34 protein-coding genes are annotated in these 16,311 nt (G+C 70.2%); all 34 read right to left on the bottom strand.

The genetic code is table 11. The features are described 5' to 3' along the window. Positions 1-76: 76 nt before the first annotated feature. The 34 genes from QFZ75_RS39970 to QFZ75_RS39805 all read right to left on the bottom strand — a co-directional run bounded on the left by QFZ75_RS39970 (position 77) and on the right by QFZ75_RS39805 (position 16,229). Positions 77-1,846 (bottom strand): hypothetical protein, encoded by a 1,770-nt coding sequence (locus tag QFZ75_RS39970; protein ID WP_307545562.1) that lies wholly within the window; start codon positions 1,844-1,846, stop codon positions 77-79. A 73-nt stretch (positions 1,847-1,919) separates the two neighbouring features. Next, on the bottom strand, positions 1,920-2,465 hold the full coding sequence (dcd, locus tag QFZ75_RS39965) for a dCTP deaminase (RefSeq protein ID WP_307545560.1): 546 nt from the start codon (positions 2,463-2,465) through the stop codon (positions 1,920-1,922). Between the two features lie 54 nt (positions 2,466-2,519). After that, positions 2,520-2,723, bottom strand: coding sequence for a hypothetical protein (locus tag QFZ75_RS39960; RefSeq protein WP_307545558.1), 204 nt, complete (start codon positions 2,721-2,723; stop codon positions 2,520-2,522). Then, on the bottom strand, positions 2,723-3,325 hold the full coding sequence (locus tag QFZ75_RS39955) for a hypothetical protein (protein WP_307545556.1): 603 nt from the start codon (positions 3,323-3,325) through the stop codon (positions 2,723-2,725). Before QFZ75_RS39955 ends, QFZ75_RS39960 begins: the two co-directional genes overlap by 1 nt. Next, on the bottom strand, positions 3,322-3,828 hold the full coding sequence (locus QFZ75_RS39950; RefSeq protein ID WP_307545554.1) for a hypothetical protein: 507 nt from the start codon (positions 3,826-3,828) through the stop codon (positions 3,322-3,324). Before QFZ75_RS39950 ends, QFZ75_RS39955 begins: the two co-directional genes overlap by 4 nt. 19 nt (positions 3,829-3,847) lie before the next feature. Further along, positions 3,848-4,102 carry a hypothetical protein gene (locus tag QFZ75_RS39945; RefSeq protein WP_307545553.1) on the bottom strand — a complete coding sequence of 85 codons (255 nt, stop codon included), beginning with the start codon at positions 4,100-4,102 and terminating at the stop codon, positions 3,848-3,850. 217 nt (positions 4,103-4,319) lie between these two features. Further along, positions 4,320-4,622: a hypothetical protein gene (locus QFZ75_RS39940; RefSeq protein WP_307545551.1), complete on the bottom strand. Its 303-nt coding sequence runs from the start codon at positions 4,620-4,622 to the stop codon at positions 4,320-4,322. Position 4,623: 1 nt separating this feature from the next. Further along, entirely contained in the window at positions 4,624-5,091 is a 468-nt protein-coding gene (locus tag QFZ75_RS39935) for a hypothetical protein (protein ID WP_307545549.1), read from the bottom strand. Between the two features lie 5 nt (positions 5,092-5,096). After that, positions 5,097-5,588 (bottom strand): C40 family peptidase, encoded by a 492-nt coding sequence (locus QFZ75_RS39930; RefSeq protein ID WP_307545547.1) that lies wholly within the window; start codon positions 5,586-5,588, stop codon positions 5,097-5,099. Between the two features lie 78 nt (positions 5,589-5,666). Then, positions 5,667-6,212, bottom strand: a complete 546-nt coding sequence (locus QFZ75_RS39925) for a hypothetical protein (protein ID WP_307545545.1) — start codon at positions 6,210-6,212, stop codon at positions 5,667-5,669. 167 nt (positions 6,213-6,379) lie between these two features. After that, complete coding sequence (locus QFZ75_RS39920; RefSeq protein WP_307545543.1) at positions 6,380-6,649, bottom strand: hypothetical protein; 270 nt, start codon at positions 6,647-6,649, stop codon at positions 6,380-6,382. A gap of 1 nt (position 6,650) precedes the next feature. Then, a complete protein-coding gene (locus QFZ75_RS39915; RefSeq protein ID WP_307545541.1) occupies positions 6,651-7,190 on the bottom strand; it encodes a hypothetical protein in 540 nt (179 codons plus the stop codon). Further along, positions 7,180-7,746, bottom strand: a complete 567-nt coding sequence (locus QFZ75_RS39910; protein ID WP_307545539.1) for a hypothetical protein — start codon at positions 7,744-7,746, stop codon at positions 7,180-7,182. Before QFZ75_RS39910 ends, QFZ75_RS39915 begins: the two co-directional genes overlap by 11 nt. A gap of 64 nt (positions 7,747-7,810) precedes the next feature. Further along, entirely contained in the window at positions 7,811-8,059 is a 249-nt protein-coding gene (locus tag QFZ75_RS39905) for a hypothetical protein (RefSeq protein ID WP_307545537.1), read from the bottom strand. Positions 8,060-8,166: 107 nt separating this feature from the next. After that, positions 8,167-8,619, bottom strand: coding sequence for a hypothetical protein (locus QFZ75_RS39900; RefSeq protein ID WP_307545535.1), 453 nt, complete (start codon positions 8,617-8,619; stop codon positions 8,167-8,169). Beyond that, positions 8,616-8,969, bottom strand: coding sequence for a hypothetical protein (locus QFZ75_RS39895; protein ID WP_307545534.1), 354 nt, complete (start codon positions 8,967-8,969; stop codon positions 8,616-8,618). The genes QFZ75_RS39900 and QFZ75_RS39895 overlap by 4 nt, the downstream gene beginning before the upstream one ends. Before the next feature lie 67 nt (positions 8,970-9,036). Beyond that, positions 9,037-9,711, bottom strand: coding sequence for a hypothetical protein (locus QFZ75_RS39890; protein ID WP_307545532.1), 675 nt, complete (start codon positions 9,709-9,711; stop codon positions 9,037-9,039). Between the two features lie 2 nt (positions 9,712-9,713). Continuing rightward, positions 9,714-9,887: a hypothetical protein gene (locus QFZ75_RS39885; protein WP_307545530.1), complete on the bottom strand. Its 174-nt coding sequence runs from the start codon at positions 9,885-9,887 to the stop codon at positions 9,714-9,716. A 66-nt stretch (positions 9,888-9,953) separates the two neighbouring features. Then, positions 9,954-10,448 (bottom strand): excalibur calcium-binding domain-containing protein, encoded by a 495-nt coding sequence (locus QFZ75_RS39880; RefSeq protein WP_307545528.1) that lies wholly within the window; start codon positions 10,446-10,448, stop codon positions 9,954-9,956. 45 nt (positions 10,449-10,493) lie between these two features. Next, positions 10,494-10,964: a hypothetical protein gene (locus QFZ75_RS39875; protein ID WP_307545526.1), complete on the bottom strand. Its 471-nt coding sequence runs from the start codon at positions 10,962-10,964 to the stop codon at positions 10,494-10,496. Positions 10,965-11,067: 103 nt separating this feature from the next. Next, positions 11,068-11,379: a hypothetical protein gene (locus QFZ75_RS39870; RefSeq protein ID WP_307545524.1), complete on the bottom strand. Its 312-nt coding sequence runs from the start codon at positions 11,377-11,379 to the stop codon at positions 11,068-11,070. After that, a complete protein-coding gene (locus QFZ75_RS39865) occupies positions 11,376-11,591 on the bottom strand; it encodes a hypothetical protein (RefSeq protein ID WP_307545522.1) in 216 nt (71 codons plus the stop codon). The genes QFZ75_RS39870 and QFZ75_RS39865 overlap by 4 nt, the downstream gene beginning before the upstream one ends. 81 nt (positions 11,592-11,672) lie before the next feature. Next, the gene (locus tag QFZ75_RS39860; RefSeq protein ID WP_307545519.1) at positions 11,673-12,095 is read right to left on the bottom strand and encodes a hypothetical protein; all 423 of its coding nucleotides are present in this window, start codon (positions 12,093-12,095) and stop codon (positions 11,673-11,675) included. Positions 12,096-12,267: 172 nt separating this feature from the next. Continuing rightward, on the bottom strand, positions 12,268-12,666 hold the full coding sequence (locus QFZ75_RS39855) for a hypothetical protein (RefSeq protein WP_307545518.1): 399 nt from the start codon (positions 12,664-12,666) through the stop codon (positions 12,268-12,270). 3 nt (positions 12,667-12,669) lie between these two features. Then, the gene (locus QFZ75_RS39850) at positions 12,670-13,035 is read right to left on the bottom strand and encodes a hypothetical protein (RefSeq protein WP_307545516.1); all 366 of its coding nucleotides are present in this window, start codon (positions 13,033-13,035) and stop codon (positions 12,670-12,672) included. Positions 13,036-13,116: 81 nt separating this feature from the next. Then, entirely contained in the window at positions 13,117-13,680 is a 564-nt protein-coding gene (locus QFZ75_RS39845) for a hypothetical protein (protein ID WP_307545514.1), read from the bottom strand. A gap of 59 nt (positions 13,681-13,739) precedes the next feature. Further along, positions 13,740-13,928, bottom strand: a complete 189-nt coding sequence (locus tag QFZ75_RS39840; RefSeq protein ID WP_307545512.1) for a hypothetical protein — start codon at positions 13,926-13,928, stop codon at positions 13,740-13,742. Continuing rightward, positions 13,925-14,386, bottom strand: a complete 462-nt coding sequence (locus QFZ75_RS39835; protein WP_307545510.1) for a hypothetical protein — start codon at positions 14,384-14,386, stop codon at positions 13,925-13,927. The genes QFZ75_RS39840 and QFZ75_RS39835 overlap by 4 nt, the downstream gene beginning before the upstream one ends. A gap of 3 nt (positions 14,387-14,389) precedes the next feature. Next, positions 14,390-14,782 carry a hypothetical protein gene (locus QFZ75_RS39830; protein WP_307545508.1) on the bottom strand — a complete coding sequence of 131 codons (393 nt, stop codon included), beginning with the start codon at positions 14,780-14,782 and terminating at the stop codon, positions 14,390-14,392. A gap of 3 nt (positions 14,783-14,785) precedes the next feature. Beyond that, positions 14,786-15,073, bottom strand: coding sequence for a hypothetical protein (locus tag QFZ75_RS39825; protein ID WP_307545506.1), 288 nt, complete (start codon positions 15,071-15,073; stop codon positions 14,786-14,788). A gap of 3 nt (positions 15,074-15,076) precedes the next feature. Beyond that, positions 15,077-15,289: a hypothetical protein gene (locus QFZ75_RS39820; protein WP_307545504.1), complete on the bottom strand. Its 213-nt coding sequence runs from the start codon at positions 15,287-15,289 to the stop codon at positions 15,077-15,079. A 46-nt stretch (positions 15,290-15,335) separates the two neighbouring features. After that, positions 15,336-15,791 (bottom strand): hypothetical protein, encoded by a 456-nt coding sequence (locus tag QFZ75_RS39815; protein WP_307545503.1) that lies wholly within the window; start codon positions 15,789-15,791, stop codon positions 15,336-15,338. Positions 15,792-15,794: 3 nt separating this feature from the next. Next, complete coding sequence (locus QFZ75_RS39810; RefSeq protein WP_307545500.1) at positions 15,795-16,028, bottom strand: hypothetical protein; 234 nt, start codon at positions 16,026-16,028, stop codon at positions 15,795-15,797. A 3-nt stretch (positions 16,029-16,031) separates the two neighbouring features. Beyond that, the gene (locus QFZ75_RS39805) at positions 16,032-16,229 is read right to left on the bottom strand and encodes a hypothetical protein (protein ID WP_307545498.1); all 198 of its coding nucleotides are present in this window, start codon (positions 16,227-16,229) and stop codon (positions 16,032-16,034) included. Positions 16,230-16,311: the final 82 nt, after the last annotated feature.

Genomic DNA, 16,311 nt, shown 5'->3' with positions numbered 1-16,311 from the left:
GAGGGGTCCTTATCGTGCGGCGATAACGTTCTCTTGAGAGTAGTTATCGCCGCACGATAAATCAAGCGAAGAGGAATCAGACGCTGATGCCGTTGGGCAGGTGCGGTCCGATGTAGCCGATGTGGATCATGCCGGTCTTCCCGCCCGTGTCGTCGTAGACGTGCATACGCGGCGCGGGCGGACGGCTCCCGCCGATGCGGAAGTGCTCTCCCATGAACACCGGCCCCAGCTGGGGCACCTCGAACACCCGCATGTCGCGGTACTTCGAGTCGCGGGTGAAGACCGTCGTCTCCTTCGCGGCGTAGAAGCTCAGCGGCACCAGCGCCGGGGCCTGCGGCCAGTTCAGGTAGGCGGTGAAGTGCGGCAGCAGCTCGCGCCCGTGCTCGGCCTTGGCTCCCGCGTACGCCTCCAGAGCCTCCAGCACCTCCCAGGTGCGCCGCCGCCAGCTCGCCTCGTGCCGGTGCGCAATCAGCTTGGCCAGAGGCTCCCGCACGTCACCGATCCGCACGAAGGAGAACAGGTCGGCGACGAGCGCGAACATGTCCGCCCAGGACCCCGGAGCAGACGGCCTCGGCGGCGCCTCCTCGGCGTAGGAAGCGCCCGCCTGCGCGAGCCTGCGCCGCAGCCACGCGACCTCGGCCGTCAGGTCCTCCATCGCCGACTCGGCCGCCTCCTGCCCGGAGAACGCCTCCTCCGCCTGAGCGCTGGCCTCGTCGGCCCGCTGCTGCAGCGGGTGGTCGCGATAGGCCTGCATCATCTCCAGGACCTCGGCCCTGGACTGCTCGGCGACGGCCTGGGCGGCCTTGACCTGTTCCTCCTGCTCCTCCAGGCTTCGCGTGGCGTCGGCCAGACTGCTCGTCAGGCCCTCGACGTCCTCCAGGGCCTCCTCCAGCTGCGCCTGCAGGTACGCAACCGGCATCTCGACCTCCGGCAGCCCCCACTGGGCGCGCAGCCGGTCCGCCGCGAGCTGAGCCCGCTCGTGGTAGTGCGCCGGAAGCTCCGCGTACTCGAACAGCCGCCACGCGGTCGCGTGCAGCAGCGCCTCGAACTCCGCGCCCGGCAGCGCGATGGAACATCTGGACGCGGGCCAGCCGTCCTTGCGCGGCGAGTGCGGCAGGATCACCGCGCCGCCCATCCTCAGCGACACCCGGTGCCGGGCCAGGATCTCGTTGAACATCTGATCTTGGTCGCCGTAGGCGCGCAGCTCCACGACCTTGCCGCCCATGTCGTTGGGCAGGATGCCGCACAGCGGCGGGTGCGGCTTGCTGCCCAACTCGCGCCGGTCGTGGGTGATGACCGTGGTGTAGAAGGTGGATTTCGCCAGCTCATCCAGGAGCCTGCCGACGGAGTCCGCGCTGGCGTCGGTGCCGATGCTGGTCATCGCGTGCAGCGATGCCGATCCGACGATCGAGTCCATGTTCCAGTGTGTGATGGTGAGGGGGTTGAGGAACACCAGGACCGGGTTCGCCCACGCCGACTGCCACGGCCCGTCGGCCTTGGCCACCAACGACCAGGAGATTCCCAGCTCGATGGTGCGGTTGTCCGCGACGGTCTGCGCCGTCGCGCCCAGGTGCTCGGCCTCGTGGGGGTCGGGAGTCAGGTCCAGGCGCGCGGTGATGCGTCCGCCATCGTTGGTGCACCAGCTCGCCTCGTAGGCCCACCAGGCGCTGGAGGTCGGGTCGACCTCGCGGGGGTCGAACTCCCGCACCGCCTGGACCCTGTCCGTGCGCTTCATCTCGGCCAGCCGGGCCCCGACGTCGTGCACCAGCCCCGCCAGCCGGGCCTTGCCCTCGGTGTACCAGACGTCCTCCGGCCACGGAACCAGTCCGCTCTTGCGCTTCGCCATCGTGCTCTCCCTAGCTCTCGGCGGTGGTCAGTCTGCCGGGAGGTACCGACAACCACCGCCAAAAGCCCCGGGATCAGCGCAATTCGTAGCGTGACTCCACGGGACCGTACTGGTCCTGGTAGTGGTTGCCTGCCCTCCCGTACGGCCGCTGCGGCGCGGCCGACATCGGAATCAGGCACAGCTGGGCGACCGGCATCTGCTGTCGCAGCCGGATCGGCCATGGTGAGAAGTTCGCGATCTCCAGCGTGATCTGCCCTGCGAACCCCGGGTCGATGAACCCGGCCGTCACGTGGATGGCGAGACCCAACCGGCCCAGGGAAGACTTGCCCTCGACCCGGGCCGCGAGGTCCGGCGGCAGGACGACGCGCTCCATCGTGCTGGCCAGAACGAAGTCGCCCGGCTTCATCAGCCAGCCGTCCTCGTCGATCTCCGCCATCGTGGTGTGCCCGGCCAAGACGGCCTTCACATCGATCTCGACGCCCGGCGTGCGCGGAACCCGCAGGTAGTGATCGAGCAGCAGGTCCACGCTGGCAGGCTGCACCCGGGCAGGGTCGAACGGGGAGATTTTCAAATCTCCCGAGGCGATACGGTCCTTGATCTGCCAGTCGGCGAGCAGCATGGCGGTGGCTCCCTTCTCCACCTCCTGGTGCCGCTCACCGGCCCACGGACAGGCTCAGCTCCAGGAGCCGGTGAGAACCCAGAGCAGGAGCGCCCCGATCCCCTCCATGATCAATTCGAACCCACGGAACCAGACCCCTATCGCGACGATCGCGGCAAGGAACACCGACATCTCCACCGGGGCGTTCAGCAGGTGCGAGCCCCAGAAGGCCAGCGCGGCCAGGGCGAGCCCGGCCAGAAAGCGCGGTGCTCTTCGCATCACGCACCCACCTTCGACGTCATGACGTCAGCGGCCGAGTGCTCCGGGCAGCGCGGGACGTTCCGCTCGTCGGCCGTCCACCCCTCGGGGAGCACCAGCGGTCTGGCCAGCGGGATCTGCCTGGTGCACAGGGGGGCCTCGCACAGCACCTGCGGCCCGTACGTCGGCGGCTTCGACTGCGGGCGCTGGGCCCGGCGCATCGTGCCGACCTGACTGCTCAGCTCGTTCACCTGCTCGTACAGCTCGCCCAGCTCCAGCGCCCAGTGCGCGGTCGCCTCGTAGTACTGCTTCATCGACGCCTGGACGAGCCGGTCCACGAGCCGGGACGGCACGACCTTCGCCCACCGGCCCAGGCTGTGCACCAGCGCCATGCGCATCCGGTCCTCGTGCCACGCGATCTGGCTGTCCCGGGCCTCCTTCAGCATCGCCACGACGTCGCTGCGGGTGCGCAGGCTGCGGTGCTGGCGCGCGCTGAACGCGGCGATGATGAACACCACATCGTCCGGATTGGCCCAGGGGAACTCCCGCTCCACCGGCAGGAACGCACCGGTCGGCCGGTAGGTGATGCGTACACCGATCGCGCTGTCCGTGAGTAGGTTCATGATCCGTAGGTCTCCCTTTTGGTCGCGGTGGTCTGACGTTGGTAGGTGGCGGTGAGGCCGTCCCAGGCGAGCCCACAGGCCCGGCCCAGGGTCTTCTCGATGTCGACGACGACCTCGCCCTCGACGCGGACCTTCAGCTTCATCGCCAGGGCCAGCAGCTCGGCCAGCTGCGCCTCCCGGCACCGGCTGGCGACGATGCGCAGCAGATCCAGCGGATAGCCGTCCTCGACGCGCATCAGGCGCGCCTTGTTCTCGCCGTGCAGCCGCAGCGAGCGCCCCTGGTCCAGGCCGCGCACGGTGCGGTACTGCAGGTAGTTCTGCAGGAGGTTCACGAAGTGCGGGCCCATGCCGAGCTGGCGGGCCAGCGTCGGGTGGGCCCACTGCGAGCGCGGGCGCTTGCACCCGGTGATGTCGTCCAGGGCCGCGAAGACGACCATCCGGTGGGACTGCCGGTCGGTCAACTCCAGCGCGGAACGGACGGCGAGCATGTCGGGATGGGGCATGGCGGCGCCCCCTTTCGTCTCAGGCGGAGAGGGCGGTCGCCGTCTTGCTGCGGCAGGCCGTGCGGTACGCGAGCAGTGAAAGCAGGGTGACGCCCGAGCCGTTGAACCGCAGCGGCCACGAGACGCCGGACTCGGCGTTGTGCTTCGAGCGCTTCACCAGCCGCCGCATGTCCTTCTCCTCGCACCCCAGCAGCTCGGCCGCGAGGGCCAGCGGGAGGGTGTAGGTGTCGTCGATCGTCTGGCGCACGACACGCTCAGTAGCGATTGAAGGCATGAAGGGGTCTCCTGGCGGGTGGAGAAGGAAGCGTTTGGCGGGTGAAAACAGCCTTGGCGGTGGCTGCGTTCGATCACTCTACACCCGGTATCGGACAGAACCAGTACATGCAAAAAACTGACACTCAGTGCCTGCCCCCCGATGCGCTACGGTGCCCACCTCCCCATATGCAGAAGGCCCCGTGACAGTCCGTCACGGGGCCTTCTGCGCGCACGCCTTACATCCTCAGCAGTTCCTCGGCCGTCGGCAGAGGGGCGAAGAAGCCGATCTCGGCCTCCAGGAGCGCGCGGGCGCCGAGCCGGGCATCGGGCCGCTCCAGCGTCGGCAGCACGTCACCGACAACGATCATGTCCTCGCCCTTCAGCACCCGCCAGCCGTGGTTGCGGGCGCGGCTGGCCAGCCCGTCACGGTCGTAGATGCACCCCAGGAACGTCTCACCGCTCCACAGCGCGTCTCCGGCGCGGTCACGCCTCCAGACCAGCTTGTCCATCACTGCCTCCGTCTCGGGTCGGTCCAGCATCTCAGGCTGCCTGGGCGAAGGCCTCGGCCATGACAGGCTGCCAGATCCCCAGGATGCGCCGCTTGTGCAGGCGCAGGATGTGGTCGTCCACAGTGCGGTAGAAGGCCCCCTCGTGCCGCTGCACGAACCGCAGCAGGTCCTTGCCGCTCCCGTTGGGCATGTCGATGAAGGTGCGCCCCTCCTGGGACCGCTTCATCGCGTACGTGCTGTCCGGCCGGACGTGCTGGTGCAGGCGCTGGTCGCGGTGCAACGGCAGGTACTGCACGACCTCGTGCGCCTCGCCGACCTTGACCGGGTAGGCCCGGGTCACGGCGAACGCGCCGCCGTTAAGCGGCTCGACCTGGTCGTCCTCGTAGATCTCGCTGAGGACGTAGTCGACCTGCCCGCCACATACCAGCTCGGCGGCAGCAGTGCGGCGGTTGAGGACGATGTAGGAGGGCGCGTGCGCGAGGGCGCGGCGGGAGATCATCGTCGTCACCGTGCCTGACCGTTGAACTGGCCGTAGTACGCGCTGACTCCGCTGTAGATCGAGTACTTGATCTTGGACAGCTGGACCTTCTGGCCGGGCTTCGGGGCGTGCCAGTACCAGCTCGCACCGCTCCAGTAGCCCGCGTACAGGCCCACGTGCTCGATGTCCCGCTTGTTCGACCCGATGGCGACCAGGTCGCCCTTCTGGCGCGAGCGCCAGGAGATCTGTTTCGAGGCGCTGTACTGGGCCTGCGCCACGCGCGGTATCGACTTCCCTGCCTTCTTGTACGCGTACTGCGTCAGGCCGGAGCAGTCGAACCGGTCCGGGCCGGTCGCCCCGTACTCGTACGCGTCGCCCTTCTGGGCGGCGGCCGTGGTCAGCGCCTTGGACTTCGCCGTGGCGGCCGAGGCCGGGCTGGCGGCGCCCAGGACCAGGGAGGTGGTGACGACGGCGAGCGCGGTTGCGACAGCGGCGCGCGAGGGTGCAGCGGAGTTCATGACTTTTCCTTCGGGCGGGTTCGAGGAAAGAGAAGGCGGGCGGCCGAAGAGGTCCGGCCGCCCGCCGGGTGGTGCAGGTCAGCTGTTGGCGGGCTTCATCGCAGAGGCGAGGATGGCTGCGACGGCGGTCTCGGACATGCCCTTGGCGACTTCCTCGCGGACCAGGTCGCTCAGCTTGGCGACCTCCTCCGCCACGGCCACGTCCACGTGCTTCTGGACCTCGGCCCGGACCGCGACCTCCAGGACCGTGCCCCGGTTGTGCTGGTTGTGGCGCTGGCCGATGGCCGACTTGACCTCGGACACCACCATCTCGCGGAAGGTGACCTCCGGTCCCTTGGCCTCGCCCCACTCGTTCGTCCGGCGCACGGTCCCGGCCAGGGCCTCGTCGACCATCGGGCCGACCTTCTCCCGGATGACCTCCTTGCGGACCTCCAGGACCTGCTCCTTCAGCCTCGGGTAGCGGTCGTCGGCGACGGCCTTCTTGACGATCTCAGCAGCGACGAGGTCGCCGACCCGGACGTGGTCGCCAGTCTCGACCATCTCACCCTCGTCCGCGTCCCAGCTCATGGACTTGGTGACGACGGATTCCAGGGTGATGTCGCTGACGGTGACGTTGATGTCCACAGGTACTCCTGGTGCAGGCTCCCGGCCGGGCCGAGGCGGACTGCCGTACGGCGGCACGGGGAGCAATGGCGGGCGAAGCGGAGGCCGTTGGCGCGGCCTGCTCCGTCTAAAAAGAGAACCTACCCCATAGTTGGGGTAGGCGGTAGAGCCTTCTGCAGTTTTGCGCCTCAGTCTACGCCGGGCGCATTCTCGTCCTGGGGGAGTACTGCGTCGGCGACGTCCGAGGCCGCGTCGAGCGCGGCGGCCCTCGCCGCGAGTTCCACGGCGTCTCGGGCGATGTTGCGCGCCCGGCCCGCGTACGGGCCACCCCTGATGATGTCGGCGCAGAACCTCTGGACTTCGCGCTGCAGGTCCGTGGCCTCCTTGGCCATCTCCCTCCGCTCCCGGTCGACCTTCCGCGTGATGTTCTGGCGGGCGGGCTCGTCGATCGAAGCCACGTCAGACCCCCTTCTCGGCCAGCCGCTCGTCGGCGATCTCCATGGCCATGGTCTCGGCCGTACCGTGGTCCGGGATGCCGCCGTGCTCCTTGATCCGGCGGCGCAGCTCGGCGCGGTCGGCCTCGGTCGGCGTGTAGGGCTCATCCCACTCGGCCGCGTTCCGGAAGCCGTCCTCGTTCACTTCGGGATACACGAAGTTCCTGGCGAGTTCGATACCGCCCATAATCGCGGAGGCTGTTCCCGTCTTCGTGCTGCGCTGGTAGCGCTCCTCGGAGTACTCGTGCATGCGGTCGTAAAGGATCTTGCGCATTCGGGTGCCGACAGCGCTCGCCAGCAGTTCCTCGTCGCTCAGGTCCTCGTGCTCGGTGGCGGCCGGGGCGGGCAGTCCGTTGATGGCCTGCGCGGCGGCGAAGTGCGCCAGGGCCTCCTGGCGCAGGGCGTCCGAGACGGGGCTGCTGGCCTCCGTGGCCTGGCGAAGAGCGCGCTGTCCTTCGGTGATGTGGTGGGCGGCCGTGGGGCCCGAGTACGGCTCAGGGTGCATTTCGTTCCTCTTTGGTCAGTGCGGTGTTCGAGCGGGGGCAGGGCGCCCCGTTTCGCATGCGGTGCGCGCGCATCCGGCTGGCGGCGTTCATGGTGACGTCGGCGCCGCAGTCCTCTTCGGGGCAGCTGTGCAGGTTCTCGCCGGTGACGTGATTCGTCCACGGCGTGATGATCTTGGAGTCGGACACGACGTCGATGAGCAGGGGCTCCTCGATGGACTCGCGCAGCGCGGCCACGGCGGCCTCTCCCGCGTCGTCGCCGAGGAGCCCAAGCTCCCCGGCCCGCGCGGACAGGCGGGCCAGCGCCGGGATGAGCACGCTGCGCGGGACGTTCTTGCCCGGCCGGGGGAAGACGGCGGGGATGCCCCGGCGGGCCCCCGTCTGGCGGTCGAGGGTGGTCGCCCAGCGTTCGTTCCTGTCGGCGGGACGATAGACGAAGTCCGCGCCCTCGGGGAGGCGGTCCCACAGACGATTGCTCAGCACCAGCGCAGGCACGATGAGGCGGTCGGCCCGCTTCACGGCGTAGAAGTCGCCGGGCCTGATGTTGGCTTTCTCCACGGGAAATGCACTCCTTCTCTGGGCGGGATGGCCACCCTAGCGCACCGAGTAGTGCGCTAGGTAGTCACGCGTCGGCCTGCTCCAGCGCCCGGCGCATCACGCTGCCCAGCTCGGGCTCCGCGCCCGAGTTGACCCAGGAGCGGGCGGACATCGTCCGCAGGCGGCCGTCGGCGTCGGTCACGGCGTAGACGGACGTGGTGCGCTCGGCGCCCCTGGTCAGAGACATCTGCAGCTCGCCGCCGTCGGCGCGGGCGTGGGTGAGGCGGATGGTGTCGCCCAGGCGGACGACGGTGACTTCGGACTGCTCGGGCATGGCGGGACTTCCTCTCGTGGCGGGTCAAGAGGTCAACGCGACGAACCCCACCCTAGCGCACTGATTAGTGCGTTGGGGTGGGGTTCGGAGTGAAAGACGTCACGACGTCACAACGAGGTGGCCTCCGGCTGCTCGGGCGGCTCGTACGGCCAGTAGCCGCTCTGGTGGTTGTAGGACGCCAGCACCTTCGGGTTCTCCGCGAACCAGCGGGCCCACGCCTCCTCGAACGTCTCGCCGCGCCGGTTGCGCCGCTGCCCGGCGCGACTGGGGCGGTCGTAGGCCTCGTCCTCGATCTCGCGGGGCTCCGGAGTCGTGATGTGCTCGCAGCTCATGCAGACCCCGCCCAGCAGCACCCCGGAGGGCAGGTACCCGCTCTCCGCGTACAGGGTCACGGCCGTGACCAGGGAGCCGTTCGGCCCGAAGTCCCACGCCTTGCACGCGGGGCACTTGAAGCGCCAGCCGCTGTCGGTCTTGTCGGCCCCGTCCGCGCCGATGTGCGCGGCGACCATCATCACCTGGACCCGGTCCAGGTCCCGCTCATGGACGCGGAGGGCGGTCACCGGTTCGCCGACCGCAGGTCTTCCAGCATCTGCTGCTTTTCCGCCTCGATGACCGTGAGGTTGATCCCGAAGTGCTCGGCCACCAGCTTCTCCAGCTCGCTGCGGGAAACCTCCCGGAAAAACATGGAGTCCTGTGCGAGGTTGCCCAGCGATACCGCGTGGCGCTCGGCGCTGTCCGCGCCCTCGCTGGCGGTCAGACGCTCGCTCTTGATCTCCTGCCCGAACAGGAACTCCTTCTCCTGCGCCCACTCCAGGAACTCGAAGACCGCCTGCGACTTATCGATGATCTTGCTCTGCTTGGCGTGCTCGGGGTAGCGCTCGTCCAGGCTCTTCTGGCCGGTATCGGTCATGGCTTCAGCTCTCCTTGGCGGGCTGCGGACTGATGAGGCAAACCTAGCGCACTGATCAGTGCGCTGTCTAGGAGTCGCCGGAGGTCTTGCCGTGCTCCTTGATCCAGGCCCGAGCCGCGTCCGAGTCGGCGAACTCGCTCTCGATCTCCACCTTCTCGACGCGGTCGAGGACCGCGCCGCCGTTGACGAAGTAGCGGTGCTCCCGGTACATGGTGGCGCCCCGCTCGGGGTCCAGCTGCCGCACGGCCTCGATCAGCCCCCACTCATCGTCGACCGGGTACTCCTCCATGTGCGAGTCGACGACGGCCGCCACCATCTCGGCGAGCGCGCGGGGCAGGCGCACGACGACCTTGTCGGCTTCGCTGCTCTCCTCCGGCGGCCCGTCCATGAGGATGCACGCGGCCTTCCACACCTTCTGCGCCGTCTCATAGCCGTGCTGGGCGTGCAGGCGGGACCACAGGCCCGGGAACGGCGCCTCGGAGCCCTCGGCCTCGTCGTCCGCCAGTTCGGCAAGCACGCTGGCGTTGACGGGCACCAGCGGCAGGTACGTCTCGCCGTCCCTGGGCTCGTAAGGGGCGATCACGTACGAGGCTCCGGCCGCGCCGGTCGTGTTGCCCGCCATGGTGGCGAAGGCGCTCACCATCTGCTCGGCGATGTGCAGGAAGCCGATCGGCCCGATGCGGACGACGCCGCCGTCGGCACGGGTGACGGTCAGGGCAAGGAATTCGTCGGTGCTGGTCATGATCAGTTTTCTTCCCAGGAGGCGGGGGCGAGCTGAGTCTTGGACTTGGGGCAGAATGGTGCGGGGACCAGACGGCCTCCGGGAATGTCACTGCAGGTGCTGCAGACCTCCGACGGCGGAGCGATGCGCTCGGGGTCGGCAAGGTCGTAGATGATCGCGGGCTCGTGTGCGGCCATGGGCGGGTGCTCCTCCGGACAGGCCGGGCGCCCGCGCTGTCGTAGCGCGGGCACCCGGCGGGCTGGTCAGCTGTCGCAGCCGATGCCGTCGCCGTCACGGTCGAGGTGGGAGCCGTAGCCGGGCTCGCCCCGGCGGATCGGCGCGGCCCCGGCGGCGCGGGCGGCGGTGCAGTTGGCGTAGTAGGTGCTGGAGCTGCCCCCGCCGGTCGTGGAGCTGCCTCCGCTGCTGCCGGAGCCGCCGGTGGTGCCGGACCCGGCGGCCTGGGCGGTCCTGGTGACGGTGACCGTGGGCGCGGGCTTGGCCTTGGCGGTCTTCGTCACCGTGGCGGCGGGCTCGGGCTTCGCCGTCGCCGTGGCGGTCGCCGTGGCCGTCGCGGTGACGGTCACGGTCGCCTTCGGCGAAGCGGTCGCGGTCGACGAGGAGTCACCGGCGGCCACCAGCGTGGCCCCCAGCGTCACCAGGGCGAACCCGCCCACCCACACGCGCTTGCGCTTGTGCAGGGGGCGCGCGTCCTGCGAGGGACGGTGGGGCGGGACGGGAGGCGTGTACGGAGCGTTCATGGTTCCCCCTGAGGGTGTGTGGCGGATGGGTGGGAGTATCGCGGGTCAGGCCTCTTCGCGGGCCAGGTTCAGCAGAGCGGTCTCCAGGCTGTCGCGCCGCTCCTTGGGCGTCTGAGCCTGGTCGCGCTCGGTGAAGGCGAGCGCGAACCGGCCGACCTGCCGCCAGTCGGCCTGCTGCCAGTTGTCCCGCTCGCGCATCTTCTTCACCCAGCGCCCGGCCATCGACGACACCGCGAACTCGTACACGCTCACGGTGTCGGTGGTGATCAGCCGCTCGCACCCGTTGCCCTCGTCGGAGGCGCAGGTTCCCGTCTTGTCGGCCAGGTTCCCCAGCGACTTCACGCCGGTCACCTGCGCGAGCTTCCTGGCGATGTCCATCCCGGTGTACCGCACCGGCGTAGGCGAGGACACGACGGGCCTCGCGTCGTCGGTCGTCAGCTCGCACGCGCTCAGCGACAGCGCGGCGACAGCGGCGACAGGAGCAAAGATGTGGCGGTTAAGGCGGGTGACCTTCATGAGGGTTCCCCTCGAAAGCGTGGTGGCAGCTGCGCGGATACGCATGGCGCCTGCTCCCGGTGTGATCCCGGGGCCCCGGCTTCGGGCAGGAGCAGGCCGACACTCAGAACGGCGGCGGGCAGGGCAGCACGGCCGGGGAGTGGAAGTCCCAGCACCCCGGCTCGTGCGGCGCGAAGCCCGGGGGCATCCCCAGGTCCTCGAAGGACAGCAGCGCCGGGGCCTTCACCGGCTCGGCGACCGGGAACCCGTTGTCCCCCGGGTCGCCGTAGTCGACGTCCTCACGGTTGAAGTCCGGGTAGACGGGCCCCGCGTACGGCGGAAGCGTCCCGTTGCCCTCGTGGAAGGCGTACTCCAGGGAGAAGCAGGCGGGCACGCCCATCGCCTCGGCGTCCTGCATGGTCAGAGGCTGCGTCATGACTTCACGTCCTTACGGAGGAACTCGGCGGACAGGGCCCCCGGCGCGAAGACGAACAGCGCGCCGAGGAAGAACAGGCGGGTGAAGCCCCAGTGGATGGAGGAGCCCTCAGCGGGCCCCAGGAACGAACCGAACACGAGGTGGAAAACGCTCGTGGCGGCCGTGGCACAGGCAAGGGTTACGGCAGAGACAACGCCGAGACGGCGGATCATCGGGTGGTGCTCCTCGTGGCGGGTCGAGGTGGAGAAAAAAGGGGGCCGCCGCACCGGGGCACGGCGGCCGTCGGACTCAGGTCAGCAGGACTCGCCCTGCTTGACCGCCGTCAGCGTGACCGTGGTACCGGTCGAGTACGCGCCCGGCTCGGGCTCCTGGGAGCACACGACCCAGCCCCGGTCCCACAGCGGCAGACGCCCCTGGCCGGTCCCGTCGACCTCGGGGGCCAGCTCGTAGAACCCGGCCGCCTGCGCGGCGTCCTGGGCCTCCTGGAGGGTCTTCGTGGCCGTCAGGTCGGGCAACTCGCCCTCCTCGGACTCCGGCTCGGACGCGGTCGGCTCCTCGTCGGTCGGCTCGGGCTCCGGGTCGGCGGACACCGGCGACTTCTCGGGGGCCGTGACGGTCTTCGTCGGCGCGGCGGCCGGGGTCTCGGGGGCACAGGCGCTCAGCGCCAGCGCAGTCAGCGCGACGGCGAAAAGGGCGGTGTGGCGGGTCACCTTCATGGTGAACGTTCTCCTTGGCGGGTAATCGATACTGCTGCGCGCCATCATGGCGCCGAGCTAGGTCTGCTGTCCCTGAAATGACCCCAACGCCCGTGAAAATGGCGGGGAACAGAGGGTGGGGCTGGCGGGGTGCCCACAACCTAGCGCACTGACAAGTGCGTTGTCTAGCGGGTCAGCTGCCCCTCTCTGCAGGCTCCTTGGCGGGCCACGCGGCAAGAGCCATGTTCCAGGCGCTGCGACTCGCGAAGTGCCGTACGTACCAGCCCTCCACCTCAAGCGCACGGCGGTACTCAGCGAGCTGGGCGCTGGCCCACTGCGCCCGCTCCTCACCCTGCTCGTCGACCAGCACCTGACGCGCGGCGAAATCAGGCGCGGCCTGCAGGGCACGCCCCTGCTCCTCGGTGAGAGCAACCGGCTCGGCCTGCACGAAAGCGCCTCTGCCTTCGCCGTCTGCCGTCACGGACCAGCCGGGCGAGACGGTGTAGCCGCGCTCGTCCGTGACGGCACGGGCATACCCGGCAGAGCTGAGGATCGCGGACGCCCGCTCAACGGGCGTCGCCGTGGTGGGCACAGGTCACTTCTCCAGTCCGAGGGTGAGGCCGTTGTTGTAGGTGGGGCGGATGACCAGGGTGTTCGTCGCGTGGACGATCAGCCTGCCCTCGGCGATCTTGCAGTTGATCGTCTGGTTCGGGCGAGCGAGGTCGGGCACGAAGGTGATGTCCGAGCCGGGCTCCAGCAGCTGGTCGGGGCGGATGTCGTAGTGCCCGATGAAGGTGTCGGTCTCCTCGATGCCGCCGCGCAGGGCAGCGCTGGTCCTGCGCTCGTCGGCGAGCCGCTGGCGCAGCAGGGCCAGCTTGCGCTGGACCCAGTCGGGCAGCTTGTCCTCGCGAGGCTCGCGCTCTTCGCCGGTGGGCGGCGCGGAAGGATCCGGGTTCGTCATGGTGGCGGGTCTCCTTGATGAATGGGCGAAGCCCTCGCACTCTAGCGCACTGATCAGTGCGCTGGGTACGGGTTGAGGGGGTCAGACCCCGGAATCTTCCGGGAAGCCGAACTCCTCGTCGGCGTCGAGGTCATGGGGCAGCAGACCCTGCCCGTCGAGGACCTCCTGCAGCAGCGCCGAGGACACGCCCAGCTTCGCGGCGGCCTCCTCCAGCGCGCCCTCGCGAAGCCGGTACAGGATGGCGGAAGCCTGGTCGGACCGGTCGTCGTGCACGGCGATCCCCTCGGTCGCCTTGCGCACCGTCGCGTCCTCGTCGTCGTGGAGGGCGTGCTTCATGGTCATGTGGTTGCACCCGTACCGTCTGGCGAGGACCCGCATGGAGTCACCGGCGGCGTAGTCACGGACCACGTCCGGCCAGTACGAGGCCTCCCGCAGCGCACGGACGGCCGGAGGCAGGTCCCCGGCCGGTCGAGGAAGCGTTCCGGCGGCCGGGCGGCGCAGGGCGCGGCCGTCGACCGGCCGCACGCCCAGGATGCGCAGGCGGCGGCGCACCGTGGCGGCGCGCATGTGGGCTGCAGCGGCGATCTCCCCGACGGTCAGCGCGCGGCGGGCCATACGGATCAGCTCAGCAGAGGTGGCGGTCAAGTCGTTCTCCTTGCAGGGGCGGCGTGGGGGCCGGGCGGTGGAACCCGGCCCCCAGATGATCACTCGCGGCTGGTGATGTCGATAGGGCCGGTGACCCGGTACAGGCCCGCAGGGAGCGCGCCGTCGGCCGACAGGACGGCGCGGACGGCGGCCGTGTCGTCCGCGACCCCGTCCCCCACGAGCGCGGCCCTGGCCCTGTCGGCGGCGCAGCGCCAACAGCCGTCCTTGGAGAGCGTGATGGCAGTCATGGCCGGTCCTTGTCGTGGACGTACGTGGGTGCGGAGGCCAGGCGGGTCATCTCCGCAGAGGTGGCATCGATCGACGAGAGCAGCTCGCCGAGGTGCTTGAGCAGCGCGTCCCGCTCCCCCTTCATGCGGGCCAGGTCGGCGCTCAGCGTCTCCTGCTGGTGCGCGCGGTCGCGCAGGACCAGGTCGGCGAGGACATCGATACGGCGGCCCGAGGGGCCCCAGTCGCGGTCTCCCGGGTAGATGCCCGCGAACTCCTTGTTCGTCGAGCGCGACCCGTCCTCACGCAAGATCCAGTAGGAGTCCACCCTTCCGATGTACGTCCCGTCGCGGAAGGCGTGATAGCTCACCAGGTCCGAGCGTCCCATGCCCTGATGGGTACGCCGTTCGACCTCGCGCAGCGTGACGTCGACTCCCAGTACGTCGCGGGCAATCGTGATCTGGACGGCGGCGTCGGTCATGGGTCAGTCCTTGTCCATGTCGGGGCCGCAGGGCGTGCCCCGGTGGGCGACGCGGCGGTTGCAGGTGTACGTGGGTCCGTCGGGCGGGTCGATGGTGGCGCCGCAGAACAGGTACTCGCGGGGCTCGGCCGGGTCGGGCGCGGGGTTCAGCTCGAACACCACGAGGCGGGCCAGGTCGGCGGCGAGCATGACGCCCCGGTGCAGGTCGGGGCTCGCCGTGGCGGTGCCGGTGCGGGCCGTCACGTCGAGGGCGTACCGGGCGTAGTGGTCGCGGGTCGCCTGGAGGAGGTCCATCAGGTCCTCCTCGTCGGCGCCCTGGCCGATCAGGCGGTGGGCGAGGCGGCGCAGGCGGGCGGTCTCGGTCTCCAGCGTGGCGGGTGCGGTGAAGGCGGGCATGGGTCAGCTCTCCTGCGGGGCGTCGGCGAGGAGGGGCAGCGGGGCAGTGCGGACGACGTCGATGGGCTTGGTGGACAGGAGCGAGGGAGAGTGCACTCCGATGCTGCGGCCGAGCTGGGCGACGGTCTCGGCGGCGCGCTCGGCAGCGTGGGCCCGTGCGGCCTCGGCCAGCGCGGTGACGTCTTCCAGGGGCACGCCCTGGGCAAGGAGGCGGGCAGCGGCGTCCTGGAGGGCCTTGGCGGTGCTCTCCAGGGCGGCGGGGTCGCGCACGGGGCGGTTGCGAGCGGGCATGGGTCAGAACTCCTGTCGGGCGGTGTAGCGGACGAACCCGGCGAGCGGGTCGGCGTCGCCGGGGCGGGAGGGCCAGCGGGCGCCGGTCTCGGTGTCGTGGTGGGTGCGGCGGCCCGGGTCGGTGCTGTCGGTGTGCTCGGGGCTCTTGGCGCAGGTCTGGACGGCGCCGTGCAGTGTGGCGGTGGCGCTGCACTCGGCGGCGGGCGGCTGGGGCATGGCGGGTTGCTCCCTGGTGGCGGGTTGTCAGGTGTCGGTCATGGTGTCAGGCGTCGGGGGTCAGGGGCTGCTCCAGGGGGCGCATGCGGATACCGGGGCGCTTGGCCTGGTGGTGGACGATGAACGCGGCACGGGCGGCGGCGGCCGTGCTCTCGCGCTGCTCTCGGGTCATGGTGGCGCGGTGGTGTTTCAGGATGTCGCCCCAGGTCATGAACTGGTCGTAGGCGGTGGCGGCGAGCGCGGGCAGGTGCTCGGCGGGGACGTGGAGGTCGGCGTGACGGCCGGTTCCCTCCCCGCTGGTCTCGGCGTCCCGCAGCAGGGCGTCGAGGACCTCGGGCATGCCGTCGGGGCGCGGCTCGGCGCGGTAGGCGTCGAGGTAGTCGGCGGGGGCCAGGATGCGCTCGCCCGGCACGGGCAGCGTCTCCCATCCCGCGTCGGTCAGGATGCGGACGGGCGCGTCGGGCGCGTCGGCGAGGTGCTGGGGGGCGGGCTGGTCGGCCATGGGTCAGTTCCCTTGGGTACGGGCGGGGTGGGTGTACGTGTCGGCCCCGTCGTGGAGGGTCTCGTACCGGGTGGGCGCCCCGTGCGGGTTGGGCTGCGCGTCGCTGGCCCAGTAGAGGTGCCACCAGGACGGGCGGCGCTCGGCGAACGCGCGGAGCTTCCCCTCACGGTCGTAGACGCGGTACCAGCCGGGGTGGCCGGGGTCGCGGCGGGTGGTGTAGCGCTTCGAGTCGGTCATGGCTCAGTCCTCGTGCGGGGCGGCAGCGTTCATGGCGGCGGCCACGATGTCGGCGGCGGTCCGGTCGGTGTACTCGGTGATCACGCTGCTGTTGGTCGCGCTGGTTCTGCCCCGGGTGCGCACCAGCTCCCAGGCGGGGCGGTCGTGGACGTCTGTGGGGTGGACGCTGTAGGTCGGGACGGGCTTCTTGCGGCGGGCCATGGCGGGCTCCTGGCGGGGCGTGGGTGGTCGTCGGGCGGTGGGGAGCGCCCCGGTCCCCGTGCGGGGCTGCGGGGCGCTCCTG

Origin of the sequence: Streptomyces sp. V3I8, assembly GCF_030817535.1 — a bacterium.
Classification (GTDB): Bacteria; Actinomycetota; Actinomycetes; order Streptomycetales; family Streptomycetaceae; genus Streptomyces.
The sequence above is the reverse complement of the archived record's forward strand: the minus strand, read 5'-3'. Positions and strand labels throughout refer to the sequence as shown.

What these genes read in the sequence shown, in the direction of transcription:
- QFZ75_RS39970 (WP_307545562.1), bottom strand. Translation starts at nt 1,846, where the DNA reads ATGGCGAAGCGCAAGAGCGGACTGGTTCCGTGGCCGGAGGACGTCTGG.
- dcd (WP_307545560.1), bottom strand. Translation starts at nt 2,465, where the DNA reads ATGCTGCTCGCCGACTGGCAGATCAAGGACCGTATCGCCTCGGGAGAT.
- QFZ75_RS39960 (WP_307545558.1), bottom strand. Translation starts at nt 2,723, where the DNA reads ATGCGAAGAGCACCGCGCTTTCTGGCCGGGCTCGCCCTGGCCGCGCTG.
- QFZ75_RS39955 (WP_307545556.1), bottom strand. Translation starts at nt 3,325, where the DNA reads ATGAACCTACTCACGGACAGCGCGATCGGTGTACGCATCACCTACCGG.
- QFZ75_RS39950 (WP_307545554.1), bottom strand. Translation starts at nt 3,828, where the DNA reads ATGCCCCATCCCGACATGCTCGCCGTCCGTTCCGCGCTGGAGTTGACC.
- QFZ75_RS39945 (WP_307545553.1), bottom strand. Translation starts at nt 4,102, where the DNA reads ATGCCTTCAATCGCTACTGAGCGTGTCGTGCGCCAGACGATCGACGAC.
- QFZ75_RS39940 (WP_307545551.1), bottom strand. Translation starts at nt 4,622, where the DNA reads ATGCTGGACCGACCCGAGACGGAGGCAGTGATGGACAAGCTGGTCTGG.
- QFZ75_RS39935 (WP_307545549.1), bottom strand. Translation starts at nt 5,091, where the DNA reads ATGATCTCCCGCCGCGCCCTCGCGCACGCGCCCTCCTACATCGTCCTC.
- QFZ75_RS39930 (WP_307545547.1), bottom strand. Translation starts at nt 5,588, where the DNA reads ATGAACTCCGCTGCACCCTCGCGCGCCGCTGTCGCAACCGCGCTCGCC.
- QFZ75_RS39915 (WP_307545541.1), bottom strand. Translation starts at nt 7,190, where the DNA reads ATGCACCCTGAGCCGTACTCGGGCCCCACGGCCGCCCACCACATCACC.
- QFZ75_RS39905 (WP_307545537.1), bottom strand. Translation starts at nt 8,059, where the DNA reads ATGCCCGAGCAGTCCGAAGTCACCGTCGTCCGCCTGGGCGACACCATC.
- QFZ75_RS39895 (WP_307545534.1), bottom strand. Translation starts at nt 8,969, where the DNA reads ATGACCGATACCGGCCAGAAGAGCCTGGACGAGCGCTACCCCGAGCAC.
- QFZ75_RS39890 (WP_307545532.1), bottom strand. Translation starts at nt 9,711, where the DNA reads ATGACCAGCACCGACGAATTCCTTGCCCTGACCGTCACCCGTGCCGAC.
- QFZ75_RS39885 (WP_307545530.1), bottom strand. Translation starts at nt 9,887, where the DNA reads ATGGCCGCACACGAGCCCGCGATCATCTACGACCTTGCCGACCCCGAG.
- QFZ75_RS39880 (WP_307545528.1), bottom strand. Translation starts at nt 10,448, where the DNA reads ATGAACGCTCCGTACACGCCTCCCGTCCCGCCCCACCGTCCCTCGCAG.
- QFZ75_RS39875 (WP_307545526.1), bottom strand. Translation starts at nt 10,964, where the DNA reads ATGAAGGTCACCCGCCTTAACCGCCACATCTTTGCTCCTGTCGCCGCT.
- QFZ75_RS39870 (WP_307545524.1), bottom strand. Translation starts at nt 11,379, where the DNA reads ATGACGCAGCCTCTGACCATGCAGGACGCCGAGGCGATGGGCGTGCCC.
- QFZ75_RS39865 (WP_307545522.1), bottom strand. Translation starts at nt 11,591, where the DNA reads ATGATCCGCCGTCTCGGCGTTGTCTCTGCCGTAACCCTTGCCTGTGCC.
- QFZ75_RS39860 (WP_307545519.1), bottom strand. Translation starts at nt 12,095, where the DNA reads ATGAAGGTGACCCGCCACACCGCCCTTTTCGCCGTCGCGCTGACTGCG.
- QFZ75_RS39850 (WP_307545516.1), bottom strand. Translation starts at nt 13,035, where the DNA reads ATGACGAACCCGGATCCTTCCGCGCCGCCCACCGGCGAAGAGCGCGAG.
- QFZ75_RS39840 (WP_307545512.1), bottom strand. Translation starts at nt 13,928, where the DNA reads ATGACTGCCATCACGCTCTCCAAGGACGGCTGTTGGCGCTGCGCCGCC.
- QFZ75_RS39835 (WP_307545510.1), bottom strand. Translation starts at nt 14,386, where the DNA reads ATGACCGACGCCGCCGTCCAGATCACGATTGCCCGCGACGTACTGGGA.
- QFZ75_RS39830 (WP_307545508.1), bottom strand. Translation starts at nt 14,782, where the DNA reads ATGCCCGCCTTCACCGCACCCGCCACGCTGGAGACCGAGACCGCCCGC.
- QFZ75_RS39825 (WP_307545506.1), bottom strand. Translation starts at nt 15,073, where the DNA reads ATGCCCGCTCGCAACCGCCCCGTGCGCGACCCCGCCGCCCTGGAGAGC.
- QFZ75_RS39820 (WP_307545504.1), bottom strand. Translation starts at nt 15,289, where the DNA reads ATGCCCCAGCCGCCCGCCGCCGAGTGCAGCGCCACCGCCACACTGCAC.
- QFZ75_RS39815 (WP_307545503.1), bottom strand. Translation starts at nt 15,791, where the DNA reads ATGGCCGACCAGCCCGCCCCCCAGCACCTCGCCGACGCGCCCGACGCG.
- QFZ75_RS39810 (WP_307545500.1), bottom strand. Translation starts at nt 16,028, where the DNA reads ATGACCGACTCGAAGCGCTACACCACCCGCCGCGACCCCGGCCACCCC.
- QFZ75_RS39805 (WP_307545498.1), bottom strand. Translation starts at nt 16,229, where the DNA reads ATGGCCCGCCGCAAGAAGCCCGTCCCGACCTACAGCGTCCACCCCACA.